The sequence below is a fragment of the Streptomyces mauvecolor genome, assembly GCF_039532965.1.
Lineage (GTDB): Bacteria > Actinomycetota > Actinomycetes > Streptomycetales > Streptomycetaceae > Streptomyces > Streptomyces violascens.
This window is the reverse complement of sequence record NZ_BAAASQ010000008.1, coordinates 905,132-921,822: the sequence shown is the minus strand read 5'-3', so window position 1 is coordinate 921,822 and position 16,691 is coordinate 905,132. Positions and strand designations below refer to the sequence as shown.

Below are 16,691 nucleotides of genomic sequence, written 5' to 3'. Positions count from 1 at the left end.
GGGAGGCGATGACATCCCGATGAAACGGCACGCCGGAGACCGTCGTCGAGGTCCCGGCGTGCCGCTGCGTCCCGGTCTCAGTCCAGGACCTTGACCTCCAGGGACGGCGATGCCGCGATCTGGTCCTCGGTGAACCGCTCGGTCACCCACTGACCGGCCGAGAACAGCTTGGTCTGATCCGCGTAGTGCGGCGAGTTCGGGTTCGCCGACTGGGAGTAGGCAAGGACCGAGGACGTCTGGGGCGGCCCGTCGGCGGTGAACCGTACCGCCTGGATGAAACTCGACCCGAAGGTGATGTCCAGCTTGCCGTCGACCACACCAGGAGTGACGACGTTCAGCACGCCGAGTTCACTGATCGAGCCGTGGATCGGGATCTGCTCGCCGTTGCGGGTGATCTTCTGGACGTCCGACAGCGGCGCGTTCAGCGGAACTCCCGCGTTGCGCAGGGCGAGCACCGCACGGCCGAACGCGTCGCGCACGGCGGAGCTTCCGGGATCCAGTGAATTGGGCGTGTGCACCGGGTCCTTGGGATCGAAGGGGACCTTCCACGGCAGTTTCTCGATGGCCTGCCCATTGAGCAGGAAGGCCCAGTAGTTCTCGAAGAGCCAGGATCCCCGGCTGTCCGCCGAGTAGTTGTGGTCCTTCCAGGCAGCGAGGATCGGGCACGCCTCGCTCACATTGACGAGGTTGCCGTCCACCAGGATGAGCCCGAAGGGCTGGCTCTGACACATCGTCACCGTGGCATCGAGCGCGAGGTCGGTCGCCCTGCTGTTGTCGGCGAACAGCAACTGCCGCATGTTCTCCGGTGTGAAGCCCCTGCCCGGCAGCCCGTCGGTGCCGTTGATCCGGTTCTGCGCGGTCAGGATCAGCTCCTGGGTACGCAGCGACCGGGGCGCGGCGGCATCACCCAGCACCCTGGGGTACGACAGCGGCTGCTCGGGGTTGGCCAGCCAGGCGCTGTCGTTGGCGTTGCCCGCGAAGTCGGACCGGATCAGACGCGGCTGCTTGTGCGGGTCGAGGAGACCGGGCGCGACCGCGTTCGGGTCGTCGGGCCAGTCGCACGCACCGCGCTTGCCGTCGAAGATGGAGATCGGCGGGACGTTCGGCAGCCGTAGCGACTGGTTCCACAGCAGTTTCCCGGTCTCGGTGAGGCATGCCTGTGCGTGCTCGTCGGTGATGTTCGGGGTGGCCTGGATGTCCGCGTACAGCGCGTTGCCCTTGCGGTCGGAGGCGACGGTGTTGAAGAAGGGGATGCCCTGCGTGGTCTCCAGGGTGTTCACCACCTGGTTGACGTCCTTGGCCTGGTCGAGGTGGAACCAGGTGTTCATGGCCCGAAGGTTGTCCATGTTCGCGTCGCGCACCGCGTGCGCGCTGACCACCCACGGCAGCGGGACACCTTGCACGGATGCCGTGATCGGGCCGTACCGGGTGGACCACAGCGTCCTGCTGACCTTGCCGATGGAGCCGTCCGCGTTCCGCACGTCCACACTGACCTGCTGCGAGGTCATCTTCTGCCAGGTGCCGTCGACCAGGTAGCTGGTCGGGTTCAGCGGGTCCACCTGTACGTCGAAGAGGCCGAACGGAGCCACCGTGGCGACCGTGTGGCTCCAGGCCACGTCGTCGTTGTGCCCGATGTTCACCGCGGGGAATCCGAGCAGGCTGGCCCCGGAGACGTTGATCCGTCCCGGGATCGTCAGCTGGCTCTGCCACATGCGGTTCTTGCCCTGCCAGGGGAAGTGCGGGTTGGCCAGCATCATGCTGGTGCCTTGGGACACCCCTTGGGAACCCACCGCCAGCGCGTTGCTGCCCATGCTCTGCTGACGGCTGACGGCCATCGCGTCGCGGATCTTCTTCGCCGTCCGCTCGGGCGGGGATGCCTTCGGTGCGGCGGCCGACGCTCCTGGGGGCTGCGCGGTCACCTCGCCGTTCAGGAGCGGATCTGCGCTGCCCATGATGATCTCGGCGTGCGCGTGCCGGTAGACGTCCAGCTCCGTGATGGGTTTCACCCAGGCCGCGCCGCGGCAGGCAGGGTCGGAGATGTTGTTCACGCCCGTCTCGGCCAGGTACCTGTTGTACCCCTGCACGTAGCCGTGAATGGCCTCTTTGACCTCCGGTTCCGGCCCGTTGGGTGCGGGCTGCTCGAGCAGCCTCTCCACCACCCGGTTGTCGTTCATGCGCTGGAAGTACAGGTCGCTGTTGAGATTGGTGGTGGTGTTCTGGGTCTCGCCGGGGCTCGCCTTGCCGTCGGGTCCCAGATAGCGGGACCTCTGGGCGTCGACCATCAGATAGGTGTCGGCCAGGGTGCAGATGTTGTCCTTGGCGGCCGCGTATCCGTAGCCCGTTCCCAGTCCCTCCCAGTTCGAGGCGATGATGTGCGGGATGCCGTATTCCGTGTAGCGGATCGTCGGCTTGTCCGGGCCCTGTGCGGCGGCCGATGGTCCGGCGCCGGGTGACCCGGCGGCCGTCATCGTGCCGATCACCGCCACCGCGGCCGCGACCGCCATCGGCAGCCTCGCTCTGAATCTCCTCCGCGCCATCGAGCCGTCCTTCCCCTGTGATCCAGGCCCTCGCCTGAACGCGGACACGGTAGGGAGAACCGATGAAATCCCGATGGAGCCGCCGTCCGGACATCACCTGCCCAGGGCGTTTCCGTCCGTGCCCCGGTACGCGGCCTGTTCGGGCGCGGCGGGTTTCATCGGGATGTCATCGACCGCTGCCACGGTCGTCCGGTGACCTTGGCCGACGGCGTTCCGCATCGGGAAGCGGACGCGTGGGCCACCTACATGGGGAGGATCCAATGCGAGCCAGCAGGATCAGGGCCGCGTTAGCCGGGCTGCTGCTGACAGTCGGGGTTTCGGCGGCGCAGGGGGCCACGGCACAGGGCGCCACCGCGCAAGCGGCGGCTTCGTGCGACGGCACCTACACGATCGTGGTCGGGGGCACGTGGAGCACGTGGGACAACGACCGGTTCACGGGCAACATCCAGCAGCACGTGGGGTATGCCAGCCAGGTCCCCAGCGGTGCTGGCGTCCGGTCGGGCGTCAACGAGCTCAACCGCCTGGTCCGGGACCAGCGTGCCGCGTGCCCGGGCCAGCACGTCAAGATGGGCGGGTACTCCTTGGGTGCCGCCGTGGTGCACGTCTGGATCAGCGAGAACTGGAGGTCGTTCGGCAACGTCAACGCCGTTCTCCTCGCGGACCCCAAGCGTCAGGGCGGTCCCGGCACCAACGGCAGCGCCGCACCGTTCGGCGGCATCATCGGCCCCCCGCTCTCAGGCAGTGACCGGGACTTCGGCAACGTGCCGGTCAAGTCGATCTGCTACTGGGACTACATCTGCGACGAGTCCGCCGGCATCTGGACCTACCCGAAGAACCACAACGACAACTACTGGCCGGACTTCAACATGGACCACCACAACGACGACGCCAACGAGCAGTGGTACAACGGCGCCTGGTACCCCTGGTAACCACGATCAGGTGTGAGGCAGGGGTAGGGGCCACCGTCACCGTGGCCCCTACCGCGGCGAAGCCGGTCCGGCGGTCACCGCGTGGCTCCGGTGAGGCCCGGGCCGGCGTCGTCGCCGCTCAGGATCATCTGGTACGTCCGTCGCAGCATCCGGCTCGGCGGAACCCCGAGGTCGTCGGCGAGCCGGCGGCGGGTGCGGTCGAACACGCCCAGTGCGTCGGCCTGTCGGCCGCTCCGGTGCAGGGCGTGCATCAGCATCGCGGCCACCGGCTCGTTCAGGGGGTGCGCCGCGGTCAGGGCGAACAGTTCGGCGATGGCTTCGCAGTGCTGGCCTAGCCGGAGCTGCCATCCCAGCTTCCGCTGCATGACGGCGATCCGGCGCTCGGTGAGCCGCACCCGCTCCAGCTCGGCGAGCGGCCCGGGCAGGCCGGCCAGGAGCTCGCCGCGGAACAGGCCGAGCGCCTGGGCACACAGCCGGACCGCCTCGGTCCCCTCGCCCGCCCGATCGGCCGTCCGGACGGCGGTGAGCAGTTTCTCCAGACGCACCACGTCCACGTCGGCCGCGCCCGGGGCCAGCCGGTAGCCGCACCGGTCGTGCTGGATCACGGAGTCCGGCCGTTCGCCGATCCGCAGGGCCTTGCGCAGGCGGTAGACGTACACGGGCACCACATTGGTGAGCGGCGGCTCCAACCCCCATACGCCGTCCAGCAGTTCCTGCTGGCTGACCGTTCTCCCCGCGCCCATCGCGAGGGCCGCCAGTACGGCCTGCTGGCGGAGATGCCCCAGGTTCAGGGGCCGCCCGTCCTGCCATGCCTGGAGCGGTCCGAGCAGGGAGATCCGCACGTTCGGCCCGGCCGTCCGGCCGACGGCGGTGCGCGGCGCCGGTCTCGCCTCCGGCGTACGGGGGCCGTGGCCGGGGACGACCAGGCCGCAGTCGAAGGCGTGGACGATGGCGGCGGCGCGGTCGCGCAGCCCGAGCTTCGCGAGGATGCGCGCGAGGTGTCCGGCCACGGCGTCCTCGGGGATGGCGAGGTCGGCGGCGATCTCGTCGTCCCGCAGACCGCAGCCGACGGCATGCAGCACTCTGCGCTCCTGCTGCCTGAGCAGGGTCGCATTCGGCCGGCGGCTGGCGGCGGTCGTCGGCATCACTGCTCCCCGGTCTTGTCGGTCTGGACGCGATCGACAAGGTAGTGCGGGAGTACCCGGGCAAGGCATCCGGAATGATCCGGGGTGACGCGCTGTGACGGTGCAGATGAACCCTGGGCGCCCCGTCACCGGGCGGCGCATCCGGCTTGCGCAGCCGCAGCCTTCAAGATCCATGCGCCACGGCCAAGCAGAACAGCAACAGCCCTATGCCCGACCGTACTTGGGCCACCACGCCCACCCGGAAGCCCATCCGGTACGGGCCGACCGCCGAGAGCGGCATTGTCTGCGCTCGTCGGGCCCGGGGCCTGAGTACGCGTACTCAGGCCCCGCCCCTGCCCGGTGTGCCGGGCGTGCACGCACGCTCGTCGCGCCCGCACTTCACGGTGACGACGGACGCGCCGGAGCTTCCGTCTGGTTCATTTCGCCGATCGTCTGCCACAGTCGCATCGCCCGGCTTCGGTGGTGGCGCGCCATGTCATGGACGCCGGCGGCGGCGTCCAGGTCTCCGATCAGCTGCCAGCAGGTGGCCTCGTCCTGGCGGTCGCCGTGGCGGTGGAACAGGCCCGCCGCGCGCTCCAACGCCGGGCTCGCCCGGTCCCGGTCGTCCTGACTTGCGTACACGCGGCCGACCTCAAGGAGGGTGTAGGCGGCGCACCTCTCGTCGGCCAGTGTCTCGAAGGTGGCGAGTGCCTGCCCCAGGCAGCGCAGTGCCTCGTCCGGATCGCCGCGCTCGACGTGCAGCCGGCTGAACCGCCGCAGCACGACGGCCATGCGATGCTCGTCGTCGAGCGCCGTGGCCAGCCGCAGAGCCCCGTCGAACCAGGACTCGGCTTCGTCGAGTTCCCCCTGCATGAGTCGCATCACGCCCATGGAGCAGGACAGCTGCGCTTCGATGTGCCGGTCGCCTTCACCGACCGCGATGGTCAGGGCTTGCTCGACGCGTTCGAGTGCCTCGTCGTCACGGCCCTGCACCCGGCTGACCGTACTGAGCGTCGCCATCGACAGGGCCTCGCCGCGCTTGTCCCCGGTGTCCCGGCACAGCTCGATGGAGGTCTCCAGGGCGCGGGTGGCACGGTCGAACTCGTCCTGGTAGATGTGCAGTTGACCCAGCCCGCGCAGCAGCACGGATGCCCCGCGGGCGTTGCCGGCGGCCTCGGCCGCGTCCAGTGCGAGCCGGTGCCCGTGCTGCCAGTCCTGGTACAGGCACCGGTGGTCGTAGTAGGTCGCCGTGCCGGCCGTCAGTTCCCAGGCCAGCTCGTCCAGGCCCCAGTCCACGGCCAGTTTCACCGCGCCGAGCAGGTTGTCGCGTTCCGCGTCGAACCAGCCGAACGGATCGGCCATCAGCCGGTCCACGACCGCGTCGGGCAGCGATCGGCGCGGTGCCGAACCGGGCTCGGCGGCCAGCAGCCCGCCGGGCAGCCGGTCGGTGCCGCGCCCGACCAGATCGAGCCATACGGACAGCACCCGGATGATCGCGTCCCGTTTGTCCGCCGTGGGCAGCGGGGCAGCAACCTCCATGGCACAGGTCCTGATCAGGTCGTGCAGTCGGTAGCGCGGCTCGCCGAGGGCGTCGGTGGCGGTCAGCCGCACCAGGCTGGCGTCGACGAGGGTGTCCAGCACCTCTTCGCCGTCCGGGCGGTCGAGGAGGGGGCCCACTACCCAGCCGGGCAGGGTGTAGGCGCCGAGCAGACCCAGCAGACTCAGCGCGCGCACCGCGTCGGCCGGCAGCAGCCGTAGGCTCAGATCTACGCTGGCCCGGACGCTGAGGTCCCCGATCCTCAGTTCGGCCAGCCGCCGTGACTCGTCCTCGATGCGCTCCCGCAGCACGCGCAGAGACCAGGCTGGACGGCCCGTGAGTTTGCCGCTGGCGATGCGGATCGCCAGCGGCAGATTGCCGCAGCAGTCGAGGATCGCGTCGGCTTCGCCCGGTTCCCGTTCGACCCGCCCCCAACCGACGATTCCCGTGAACAACTCCCGTGCCTCTGCCGGACTCAGCACGTCCAGATCGATGTGCCGGGCGCCGGGAAGCTGCGTGAGGAGAGTGCGGCTGGTGATCAACACTGCGCATCCCTCGGCGCCGGGCAGCAGGGGCAGCACCTGATCGGCGTGACCGGCATCGTCAAGGACCACCAGCATGCGACGGTCCACCAGTAACGAACGGTAGAGCGCGGCCCGTTCGGAGAGGGCGTTCGGGATCGCGCTGCCCGCGATCGAGAGCGCGCGCAGTGCTTCGGCCAGCATCAGTCCCGGGTCGCGTGGCTCGTCCGATGTCGCCGCGAGGTTGAGGTAGAGCTGGCCGTCGGGGAAGTTGGCGCTCGCCAGTCGCGCGGCGTGCGTCACCAGGCAGGACTTGCCGACACCGGGACCGCCCACGACGACGGCCACCCGGGCCCGCTTCGGCGCCGACCCGTCGAGCACTCCGGCGATGTCGGCCAGCGCTTCGGCCCGGCCCACGAAATCGGGCACGTCGAGGGGCAGTTGACGCACCGGCATCGCCATGGCCGACCCGGAGGCCGCCGGGGCAGGGCTGTCCGGGGGCGCGGCAAGGGGGCCGTGTGACGGGACCGGGGCCGTCAGGGCGGGATCCGCCGTCAGGATGCGCTGGTGCAGCGCCCGGAGCGGCGGGGTGGGGTCGACGCCGAGTTCGTCGGCCAGGGTCCGGCGCAGCCGCTCGTACACCTGCAAGGCCTCGCCTTGTCTTCGACACCGGTAGAGGGCGACCATCAGGTGCTCGGCGACCTGCTCGTCGTACGGGTGCTCGCGGAGCAGGGCGGTCAGTTCATCGATGACCTCTCGATGGCGCCCCAGGCCGAGTTCGATGGCCAGGCACTGTTTGTGCGTGGCCGCGCGTTGCTCGTTGAGCCGTGCCGCGTCGATCTCCAGGACCTGGCTGGGGGTGTCGACCAGGGCGTCTCCGCGCCAGCAGGCGAGCGCCCGCCGCAGCGCGACCGCTGTCTCCAATGGGTTCGTGTGCTGTTCGGCGAGGTGTCGCTCGTGGTCGAACTCCAGGAGATCCAGCTGGTCTTGAGCCAGATGGATCTCGTAGCCGCCGCGCCGCGTGCTGATCAAGGAGCCGGGCGCTCCGCAGGCGACGAGGTTGCGGCGCAGCCCGGAGACGGCGTCCTGAACCTGGCGGACCGCGGTGGCGGGCGTGTTCGCGTCCCACATCACGGCGACGAGCCGTTCCATGGCGACCACGTTGTTGGCGTCCAACAGTAGTGCTGCCAGCATCTTGGCCTGCCGCGGCCCGTTCAGTGGGACCGCGCGTCCGGCGATCTGGGCGTGCAACGGCCCCAGTAAGCCGAATTCCATGCTCCCCCTGCTACGTGACGATGAGCGCTGTTCCCCCGGGCTGACCTCGCACTAGGACGAATCTAGGACGGCCGACGGATCGGTGTCCAGAGCGTCTCCGCAGCACGGCTCGATACGTACGCCGCACCACTTCCGACCGGCGCCACCACGGAAGGAGCACTGATCGACGATGGTTCGCAAACCGCCTCCGGGGCAGCGGCAGCAGCAACTGCTACGAGTCCTCGATCGTCGCGCGCAACGGTACGAACTCCTCGCACTGCGACTGCACCAGCAACGGCACCTGCAACCAGGGCTTCGACCAGCGACTCCTCGGAAGGAGCTGCTGGGGCTCAGTCGGCGTGAAGTGTTGTCGGCGTCGGTTTGTCGAACATGGCGCAGATCGTGGCGGACTGGAGGGCTTTGGCGGCTTTGAACAGGTCGGGAAACGCGGCGGGCGTCTCGGCGAAGGCTTCCGTCGAGACGAGAACGGACGCCGTGCGGTGCCCGGTGGAGTCGGTGAAGTTGGTGCTGAGGTACCCGGGGATGCCGCCGTCATGGGCCCACACCGTGCCGCACGGGGTCGTGGCGGTTTCGATGCCGAGACCGTAGCCGGGTCCGTCCGGCTGGTCCGGGTCGACCGGCACGGTCGTACGCATCTGGGCCAGCTGGGCGGCGGGCAGCAGCCTGCCGGACATCAGCGCGGTGGAGAACCGGCCCCAGTCCTGCGCGGTGGACACCACCGCCCCTGCCGCCCCTCCCCATGAGGGGTTGTTGCCGGAGACGTTCACGTGGCCGTCGTGAGGGATCCCCGCGTAGTCCCTGGCTTCGGCCGGTACCCCCGGCGGCATATGGGCGGCATCGGGTTCGTAGCCATGGGCGTGGCGGCCGCGCCAGGTGGAGTCCGTCGGGTAGTAGGTGTGCTGGAGGTGGAGCGGCCGGGCGATCCGGTCGCGGACCAGATCCGCCGGGCTCCTGCCGGTGGCCTTCTCCAGGACGGCGCCGATCGCCGCGTAGTCGGTGTTGCTGTACGCCCACGCGGTGCCCGGCGCGAAGACCGGATCGTGCCGCACACCGACGGCGAGCAGCTGCTCAGACGTCCACGGTTTCGGGTCCTTGCCCAGGATCGACGGCAGGAGTTCGGGATCCTGCGTGTAGTCGTACAGGCCGCTGGTGTGGTTGAGGAGCATGCGCAGCGTGATCGCGCTGCCGTGGGGCACCTGGCCGGGCAGCCACTTCTCCACCGGGTCGGTGAGGGCGAGCCTGCCCTCACCGACCAGTTGCAGTACGAGCGTGGCCATCATGGTCTTGGTGTTGGACCCCATCCGGAACTCGTCCTCCGCGTGGAGCCGGTGGTCCGGCCTGCTCCACGCGGCCTGCTCGGCGATCTGGATCGGCCGGCCGCTGCCGTCGTCCACCCGCACGATCACGCCGGGCGCTCCAACAGCCATCAATTCCCTTACCAGGTGCTTGAGTTGGGCCTGTTGCGCCGCATCGTCGGGGGTTCCCTCGGAAGGGGACGTGGTCTGCGCGGTGATGCGGGGGCCGACCGGTCGGGCGGCTGCGAGTCCTGGCCGGTCGAGGACGGCGACCAAGCAGGACGCGGCAAGCAAGGAGGTTGCCACCCGCCACCCGCGAGCAGGGCGGCGTCGGGACGGTGCGGGCACGCTGACGGGTGGTGACCCTGTTGTCATGATGACCACTCTGGCGTACAGGGCGGCCCCAAGTCACAGGAGGACGCGCCCAGCTCCCCCAACCCCCCTCCCGTTACAGCTTGATAACGGCCCGTCGGTTCTCTAGCTGTAAAATTTCACATATCACATCATGCACTCCATGAGAAAAGTCATCGCCCTGCTCTCGGCAGCCACTGCCGTCGCAGCCCTCACTGGAACGTCCGCCAGCGCGGCACCCGACGCGGCCGCCCCCGTGGACACCGGACAGGGGAAGCTCGTCTGGAGCTCCTGCAACGACACCAGCACACCCGCGCTGCAGTGCGCGATGCTCGACGTGCCGGTGGACTACGCCGACCCGCACGGCCGGAAGATCAAGATCAAGGTGAACCGGCTTCCCGCCACGGCGCCCAAGAGCAAGCAGCAGGGCCCGATCCTGCTCAACCCCGGTGGCCCCGGGGATTCCGGGCTCTGGATGCCCGCCTACATCTCCGGGCAGCTCCCGAAGGACGTCGCCTCGACCTACGACTGGATCGGCTTCGACCCGCGCGGCACCAACGGCAGCGAGCCCCATGTCGTCTGCGACGCCCACTACTTCGACGGCGAGCGGCCCGACTACCAGGTGGGCCAGGGCACTTCGAAGGCATGGCTCAAGAAGGCGGCCGGGTACGCAGCGGACTGCGCGGCCGACTGGTCCTGGCTCATGCCGCACATGACCACCGTCGACAACGCGCGCGACATGGACAGCATCCGACGGGCACTCGGAGCGCCGAAGATCAACTTCTACGGCGGCTCCTGGGGCACCTCGCTGGGCTCCACCTACGGCCAGCTCTTCCCCTCGCACGTCCGGCGGATGGTGCTCGACAGCATCGTCGGGCCCACCATCAGCTGGTACGACCACAACGTCCTGCAGGACAAGGAGCACCAGCGCCGCTTCGACGCCTTCGCGGCATGGGCGGCCAAGGCGGACTCGGTCTACCACCTGGGTACGGACGCCGCCGCGGTCGAGAAGGCGTACCAGCAGGTCGAAGCGGACCTGCGGAGCAACCCCGTGGACGCGGCTCCGGCTCCCGGCAGGATCGGCCCCGCCGAGTTCGAGGACACCTTCTACGGCGGTGGGTACAACTTCCTGCGCTGGCCGCGCATGGCCACCGTGCTCTCCGCCTACGTCACCCACCACGACACCCGGCCGCTGAACATCGCCTACAACCTGTACGCGGCGCCGGGCGCCGACGACGGTGCCTTCCCCGCATACAACGCGGCGCAGTGCACCGAGAGCGCGTGGCCGCGTGACTGGGAGTTCTGGAAGAAGGACCAGGCCAAGGTCAACGCCTCGGCGCCCTTCTACACGTACAACAACATGTGGTACAACGCCGCCTGTATGTTCTGGCCGTACCAGGGAGACGCGGCGGGCCGCATGAAGATCACCGGCAAGGGCCTGCCGCCCGTGCTGCTCTTCCAGGCGACCGAGGACGCCGCCACCCCGTACCAGGGCGGGCTCGCCATGCACGACGCGCTGCCCGGTTCGAAGCTCGTCGTCCAGAACGGCGGCAGTTTCCACGAGATCCTCTTCCACGGCAACGCCTGTCTGGACGACACCTTCACCGACTACCTCCGCGACGGCAGCCTCCCCAAGGGCGGCGGCCGCATAGCGAAGACCTGCGCCCCCGAAGCCGACCCCACCCCCACCTACGTGACCCCGCCGCCCGCCCTCACCCGCACGACCGCCGTCAGCCCCCTCTCCCCCACCGACCCCGAGGCCGTGCACGGCGTCCTGCGGTAGCCGAGGCATCAACGGGTCGATGTGCGGCGGCAGTTGGCGACCAGCCGACTGCCGCCGTCGCTCAGGTGCTGGTCGACTCGACCCCTCGGATGTCGTCCGCGGGCTCGGTGGCGTAACGGCTCATCGTCTGGAGGGTCGCCTGCGGGGTCATGGCCTGGCCGCTGGTGATCATGTCCTGCAGATCGCGGAAGTACTGCACATACAGGTCCGGTGTGAACGTGCTGAGCATGACGGCCGGCTGGTCGGTCACGTTGGCGAAGGTGTGCGGGGCTCCGGGCGGGACCACCACCAAGGTGCCCGCGGGCGCCTCGTAGTCGTTCGCACCGACGGTGAACCGCACCGAACCCGAGATGATGTAGAAGGCCTCGTCGTGCTGGGTGTGACGGTGCTGCGGCGGTCCGGGCGTGTGCGGCGCGAGGACGGACTCGGCGACCCCGAGGCGGTGCCCGGTGGTGCGGCCGTCTTCGAGGATGCGCATGCGCGTGGTGCCCAGAACGATCGTCTCGCCGTCGCCCGGACCGACCACCGAGACAGCGGGATCGGTCATCGGCTCGGTCGCCTTCGTTTCTTCAGTCATGCCTCGATTCCACCGCCAGGAACCGCGCACCGTCCAAGACCCGTTCTGGCACGCCGATACCGTGCGGGTATCGTCACAGCATGGAGCTACGTACACTGCGCTATTTCGTGGCGGTCGCCGAGGAACTCCATTTCGGCCGGGCTGCCGCACGGCTGCACATGAGTCAGCCGCCACTGAGCCGGGCGATCAAGCAGTTGGAGACCGAGCTCGGCGCCGCGCTGTTCGACCGCTCGCCCGGCGGTGTCACGCTCACTTCGGTGGGAGCGGTGCTGCTCGACGAGGCCCGCGCCCTGCTGGCCCAGGCCGACCGGGTACGGGGCCGGGTGGCCGCGGCGGCCGGAGCCACGGCCATCACCGTCGGCATCCTGGGTGACAGCACCGGCCCGGGCGCGACACGGCTGGCCGCCGCCCACCGCCGACGGCACCCGCATGCCGAGGTTCGCGTCCGCGGGACCGACCTGACCGACCCCACCTGCGGGCTGCACGCCGGCGCGGTCGACGTCGCCCTGACCCGCGGGCCTTTCGACGAGACCGGCCTGACCGTGCGCGCGCTCCGCGCCGACCCGGTGGGTGCGCTGCTCCGCGCCGACGATGTGCTGGCCGGGCGCGACGGCCTGAAACTGGCCGATCTGGCCGACCGCCGCTGGTTCCGCTTCCCGGCGGGCACCGACCCTCTCTGGCAGGCGTACTGGAACGGCGGTGAGCCACGCGAAGGGCCGGTGGTACGCGCCGTCCAGGAATGCCGGCAGGCCGTGCTCTGGAACGGCACGGTCGGCATGACACTCCTGGACCACGAGCCGGGAGAGGGGCTCACCGTGGTACCGCTGATCGACATGCCGCCGAGCCGCATGGTGGTGGCCTGGAGGCAGGGCGACACGAATCCCGTCATCCGGTCGTTCGTCCAGATCGCGATCGCCGCCCACGAGGATTGAGCACTCGCCGGGAAACCCCCTCGGCCGGCGCGGGCGCGGGTTCCGGACGCACGACCGATGAGTTCCGCCTCGCCGCGTCGTCCACCCATCAGGGAACGTACCTCCTCCGCGTGGGAGGACGGCCCGCGACGAGATGACGAGGAGCATGCACACCATGGCCGAGGACAACGTGAGCGCCACCCTGACGGTCGCCGTGCCCGCCGCGAGGGTGTTCGCGGTGCTGGCGGACCCGACGGCCCATGCCGCGATCGACGGCACCGGCTGGGTTCAGAAACCTGTCGACCGGGCGCCGCTGACCGAGGTGGGGCAGATTTTCCGGATGGACATGTACCACCCCAACCATCCCGACGGTGACTACCAGGTGGCCAACAAGGTTCAGGTACTCGACCCACCGCGCGCCATCGGCTGGCTGACGGGATACGACCCGAAGGGCGACGGTCACCTGGAGTTCGGCGGCTGGCTCTGGCGTTACGACCTTGCTCCGCTCGGCCCGTCCGAGACCGAGATCACGCTCACCTACGACTGGTCGGCGGTGCCGCAGTCCATCCGCGAGTACATCCAGTTCCCGCCGTTCGGCCCCGAGCATCTGCCCAACTCACTGCACCACTTGGCCGAGCTGGTTTCCGGTGGGTGAGGTCGCCCGGACTGCACAGCTGCCTTCGTCAGGCGCCCTTGAGGCGAAAGCCGGCCGAGGGCGTTCCTTCTTTTCGCGCACCAGCACAACGCAGGAGTTTCTCCGTGACACCTCCCCCCATGTCCCGTCGTACCGCGCTGCACACGTTCGGCGGAATCGGCGCCCTCGCCGCCACCACCGCGGCCTGCGGTCCTGGGAACGACCCGGCTGACGCGTCCTCCTCCACTCCCTCGGCCGCGGGGCAGCAGGGCGCGGGCCGGCGCTTCGGTGCCGAGTGGGACAGCCACGCCCGGACGTTCATGTCCTGGCCGGCTCTCGATTCTGTGTGGGGCGAACAGCTTCCGGCCGTGCGCGAGGACATCGCACGTGTGGCGCGGGCCGTCGCCGAGTACGAGCCCGTGGTGCTGATGGCCCGGCCCGACCAGCAGGCGGCGGCCCAGCAGGCCTGCGGCTCCCAGGTCGAGGTGATCCCGCTCGCGGTGGACGACCTGTGGGCCCGCGACACCGTGCCGGTGTTCGTGGAGGAGAGCGGCCACACCCTGGGCGTCGACTTCAATTTCAGCGGCTGGGGCAACAAGCAGGTGCACACCAACGACGGGCAGGTCGGTCGGGTGCTGCTCGCGAAGTACGGCATCGCGCGCGCCAAGGCGCCGCTGGTCGCCGAGGGCGGTTCCTTCGAGACCGACGGCGAGGGCACGCTCCTTGTCACGGAAAGCTCGGTGGTCAACAAGAACCGCAATCCCGGCAAGAGCCGCGACCAGATCGAAGCGGAGCTGAAGAGCAGCCTCGGCATCAAGAAGGTGCTCTGGCTGACCGGGGTGCGGGGCAAGGACATCACCGACGCCCATGTCGACAGCATCGTACGGTTCGCCGCGCCGGGTGTCGTCCTGGTCGACCAGGCCTTCCCCGGCAGCCCGCCGGACGTGTGGTCCCAGGCCGCCGATCAGGCGAGGGCGGCCCTCAAGGGAGCAACTGACGCCCGCGGCAAGCGACTTGACGTCATCGACCTGCCGCAGCCCGACTTCGACAGGATCACCGGCCGGGGTGACGACTTCGTCTCCACCTACGCGAACTTCTACGTCGCCAACGACGCCGTGTTCATGCCCCGCTTCGGCGACGCCCGGGCCGACGACCGGGCCAAGGGCATCCTGCAGGAACACTTCCCGAAGCGCGACATCGTCATGGTGAAGATCGACACCATCGCCTCCGGCGGGGGCGGCATCCACTGCGCGACCCACGACCAGCCCGGCAAGCCGGCCAAGTAGCGCCCCGGCGCCAGGGCACGCGGAAAGGGGCCGGGTGGTGCAGTGCGGTGGTGCCCGCCCGCCGCGCGGAGTGGCGCCGCCGCCATGCACGGGTGGCTGGTCCACTCTTGGTGCGCTGAACGTCAGCGAGAGCCCGGCCGCCGGGGCCCGGCGCGGTGACGTACTCCTGCTCGGCCAGGAAGGGAGGCGGCCATGGCGCGCGGAGCGGGCTGGCTGCGACTGAGCCTCGGCCCGGATCGTGTCATCCGGCGTTGGCCGTCCCTCGGGTCGGTCGCCGGTGCGGTGCTGTGCTGCTGCATGTCGATGACGCCCTCGTTGCTGCCCCGCCCATGGGTGCTGCACGCGGTGATCGGAGGCATCAGCGCGGCCATCGGCTACGCGATCGGCGCCCTGGTGGGTGCCGCACTGCGCCGGGCCCGGGTGCGGCCCGGTCCTCGGGTCATGCGCACCGCGTGGATCGCCCTGCTCGTGGTGGCCGGGCTGTTGTTCGTCAGCATGCCCATGGTCAGCGCCGACTGGGAACGCCCCGCACGCCGCGTGGTGGGGCTCGGCACTCGCATCGACTGGTTGACCTGGTCCTTGATCCCGGTGGCGGCGATCGTGGTCTGCGTCGTGATCGTCCTGGCCGCCCGCGTGGTCAGGCTCGCCACCCGCATCGTGATCCGCCTGCTCGACCGGGTCGTTCCCCGGCCCGCCGCCTACATCACGGGAAGCATCCTGACGGTGCTGCTGCTTGCGGCAGCCGTGCAGGGCCTCCTGTTCAACGTCCTCCTCGGCGTCGCGGAACGGGCCGCCTCCCTGGCCAACACCCGCACCTCCCCGGGAATCACCCAGCCCAACTCCCCCCTGCTGTCGGGGAGTTCAGCATCACTGACCAGGTGGCAGACACTGGGCGCGCAGGGCCGCGACTTCATCGGGAAGACCACCACACCCACCCGGCTGACCGCGTTCTCCGGACACCCGGCCAGGCAGCCCATCCGTGTGTACGTGGGCCTGGACACCGCCCGGTCACTGACCGAGCGGGCGAAGCTGGCCGTCGCCGAGCTGGAGCGCACCGGCGCCTTCGACCGCAAGGTGCTGGCCGTGATGACGTCGACGGGCAGCGGATGGGTCGACGAACGGGCCGCGGCCCCGCTGGAGTACATGTACGCGGGTGACAGCGCACTGGTCGCCCTCCAGTACTCGTACCTGCCGAGCTGGATCTCGCTGCTCACCGAGAACAAGGCCGCGGCGGCCGGCCGCGCCCTGTTCGACGCCGTCCACGCGCGCTGGGCCGAGCAGCCGGCCGCACACCGCCCCAAGCTGCTCGTCTTCGGCGAGAGCCTCGGCTCCTACGGAACCGAACTCGCCTTCCCCGGCGGACTTCAGGACCTGACCGCGCACACGGACGGCGCCCTGCTGGCAGGGCCGCCCAGCTTCAACCCGATCTGGCAGCACCTCACCCAGGCCCGCGATCCGGGCAGCCCCGTCTGGCGCCCGCTCTATCGGCAGGGCCGCACCGTGCGCTTCGCCCAGACCGCCCCAGACCTGCGAGCCGTGCCTTCCCCGGACGGCAGGCCGCATGTGGTGTACCTCCAGAACGGCTCCGACCCCATCGTCTGGTGGCACCCCCGGCTGCTCGTCCAGCGCCCGCAATGGCTCCGGGCCCCGCGCGCCGCCGACGTCTCCCCCGAGCTCGACTGGCTTCCCCTCGTCACGTTCTGGCAGCTCGCCGGGGACCTGGCCGTCGGCAACAGCGTCCCCGCCGGTCATGGCCATCAGTACGGCTCGATGCCCGCCGCGGCCTGGGCCGCCATCGCCGCCCCCGACTCCTGGACCGACGCGGACACCACGCGGCTGCGCAATCTCCTGGATCACACCGCGTCGACCCCCTGACGCCCCTCCCGACCGCCCGGTATCGCGAGCGGCGAGAGGGGCGGGGCCGCGGTGGT

At 69.9% G+C, this 16,691-nt stretch carries 11 protein-coding genes; 6 read left to right on the top strand and 5 right to left on the bottom strand.

Annotated elements, in window-relative coordinates:
• Positions 1-77: 77 nt before the first annotated feature.
• Complete coding sequence (locus tag ABD346_RS12195; RefSeq protein ID WP_344374383.1) at positions 78-2,537, bottom strand: penicillin acylase family protein; 2,460 nt, start codon at positions 2,535-2,537, stop codon at positions 78-80.
• A 260-nt stretch (positions 2,538-2,797) separates the two neighbouring features.
• Between ABD346_RS12195 and ABD346_RS12190 the strand changes: the two genes are divergently transcribed.
• Complete coding sequence (locus ABD346_RS12190; RefSeq protein WP_344374382.1) at positions 2,798-3,466, top strand: cutinase family protein; 669 nt, start codon at positions 2,798-2,800, stop codon at positions 3,464-3,466.
• 74 nt (positions 3,467-3,540) lie between these two features.
• On the opposite strand, the gene ABD346_RS12185 is transcribed toward ABD346_RS12190, so the two are convergent.
• From ABD346_RS12185 to ABD346_RS12175, 3 genes are all read right to left on the bottom strand, one after another.
• Positions 3,541-4,611 carry an AfsR/SARP family transcriptional regulator gene (locus tag ABD346_RS12185; protein ID WP_344374380.1) on the bottom strand — a complete coding sequence of 357 codons (1,071 nt, stop codon included), beginning with the start codon at positions 4,609-4,611 and terminating at the stop codon, positions 3,541-3,543.
• Between the two features lie 378 nt (positions 4,612-4,989).
• On the bottom strand, positions 4,990-7,842 hold the full coding sequence (locus ABD346_RS12180) for an AfsR/SARP family transcriptional regulator (protein ID WP_344374379.1): 2,853 nt from the start codon (positions 7,840-7,842) through the stop codon (positions 4,990-4,992).
• A 410-nt stretch (positions 7,843-8,252) separates the two neighbouring features.
• Positions 8,253-9,350, bottom strand: a complete 1,098-nt coding sequence (locus ABD346_RS12175) for a serine hydrolase domain-containing protein (RefSeq protein ID WP_344374377.1) — start codon at positions 9,348-9,350, stop codon at positions 8,253-8,255.
• Positions 9,351-9,732: 382 nt separating this feature from the next.
• Between ABD346_RS12175 and ABD346_RS12170 the strand changes: the two genes are divergently transcribed.
• Positions 9,733-11,352 carry an alpha/beta hydrolase gene (locus ABD346_RS12170; protein ID WP_344374376.1) on the top strand — a complete coding sequence of 540 codons (1,620 nt, stop codon included), beginning with the start codon at positions 9,733-9,735 and terminating at the stop codon, positions 11,350-11,352.
• A gap of 61 nt (positions 11,353-11,413) precedes the next feature.
• Here ABD346_RS12170 and ABD346_RS12165 read toward each other — a convergent pair whose 3' ends face one another.
• Positions 11,414-11,929, bottom strand: a complete 516-nt coding sequence (locus tag ABD346_RS12165) for a cupin domain-containing protein (RefSeq protein ID WP_344374375.1) — start codon at positions 11,927-11,929, stop codon at positions 11,414-11,416.
• An 80-nt stretch (positions 11,930-12,009) separates the two neighbouring features.
• On the opposite strand from ABD346_RS12165, the gene ABD346_RS12160 reads away from it, so the two are divergent.
• The 4 genes from ABD346_RS12160 to ABD346_RS12145 all read left to right on the top strand — a co-directional run bounded on the left by ABD346_RS12160 (position 12,010) and on the right by ABD346_RS12145 (position 16,635).
• Positions 12,010-12,861 (top strand): LysR family transcriptional regulator, encoded by an 852-nt coding sequence (locus ABD346_RS12160; RefSeq protein ID WP_344374373.1) that lies wholly within the window; start codon positions 12,010-12,012, stop codon positions 12,859-12,861.
• 154 nt (positions 12,862-13,015) lie between these two features.
• Positions 13,016-13,495 (top strand): SRPBCC family protein, encoded by a 480-nt coding sequence (locus tag ABD346_RS12155; protein WP_344374372.1) that lies wholly within the window; start codon positions 13,016-13,018, stop codon positions 13,493-13,495.
• A 119-nt stretch (positions 13,496-13,614) separates the two neighbouring features.
• Positions 13,615-14,760, top strand: a complete 1,146-nt coding sequence (locus ABD346_RS12150; RefSeq protein WP_344374370.1) for an agmatine deiminase family protein — start codon at positions 13,615-13,617, stop codon at positions 14,758-14,760.
• A 192-nt stretch (positions 14,761-14,952) separates the two neighbouring features.
• Positions 14,953-16,635, top strand: a complete 1,683-nt coding sequence (locus tag ABD346_RS12145; protein ID WP_344374369.1) for an alpha/beta hydrolase — start codon at positions 14,953-14,955, stop codon at positions 16,633-16,635.
• Positions 16,636-16,691: the final 56 nt, after the last annotated feature.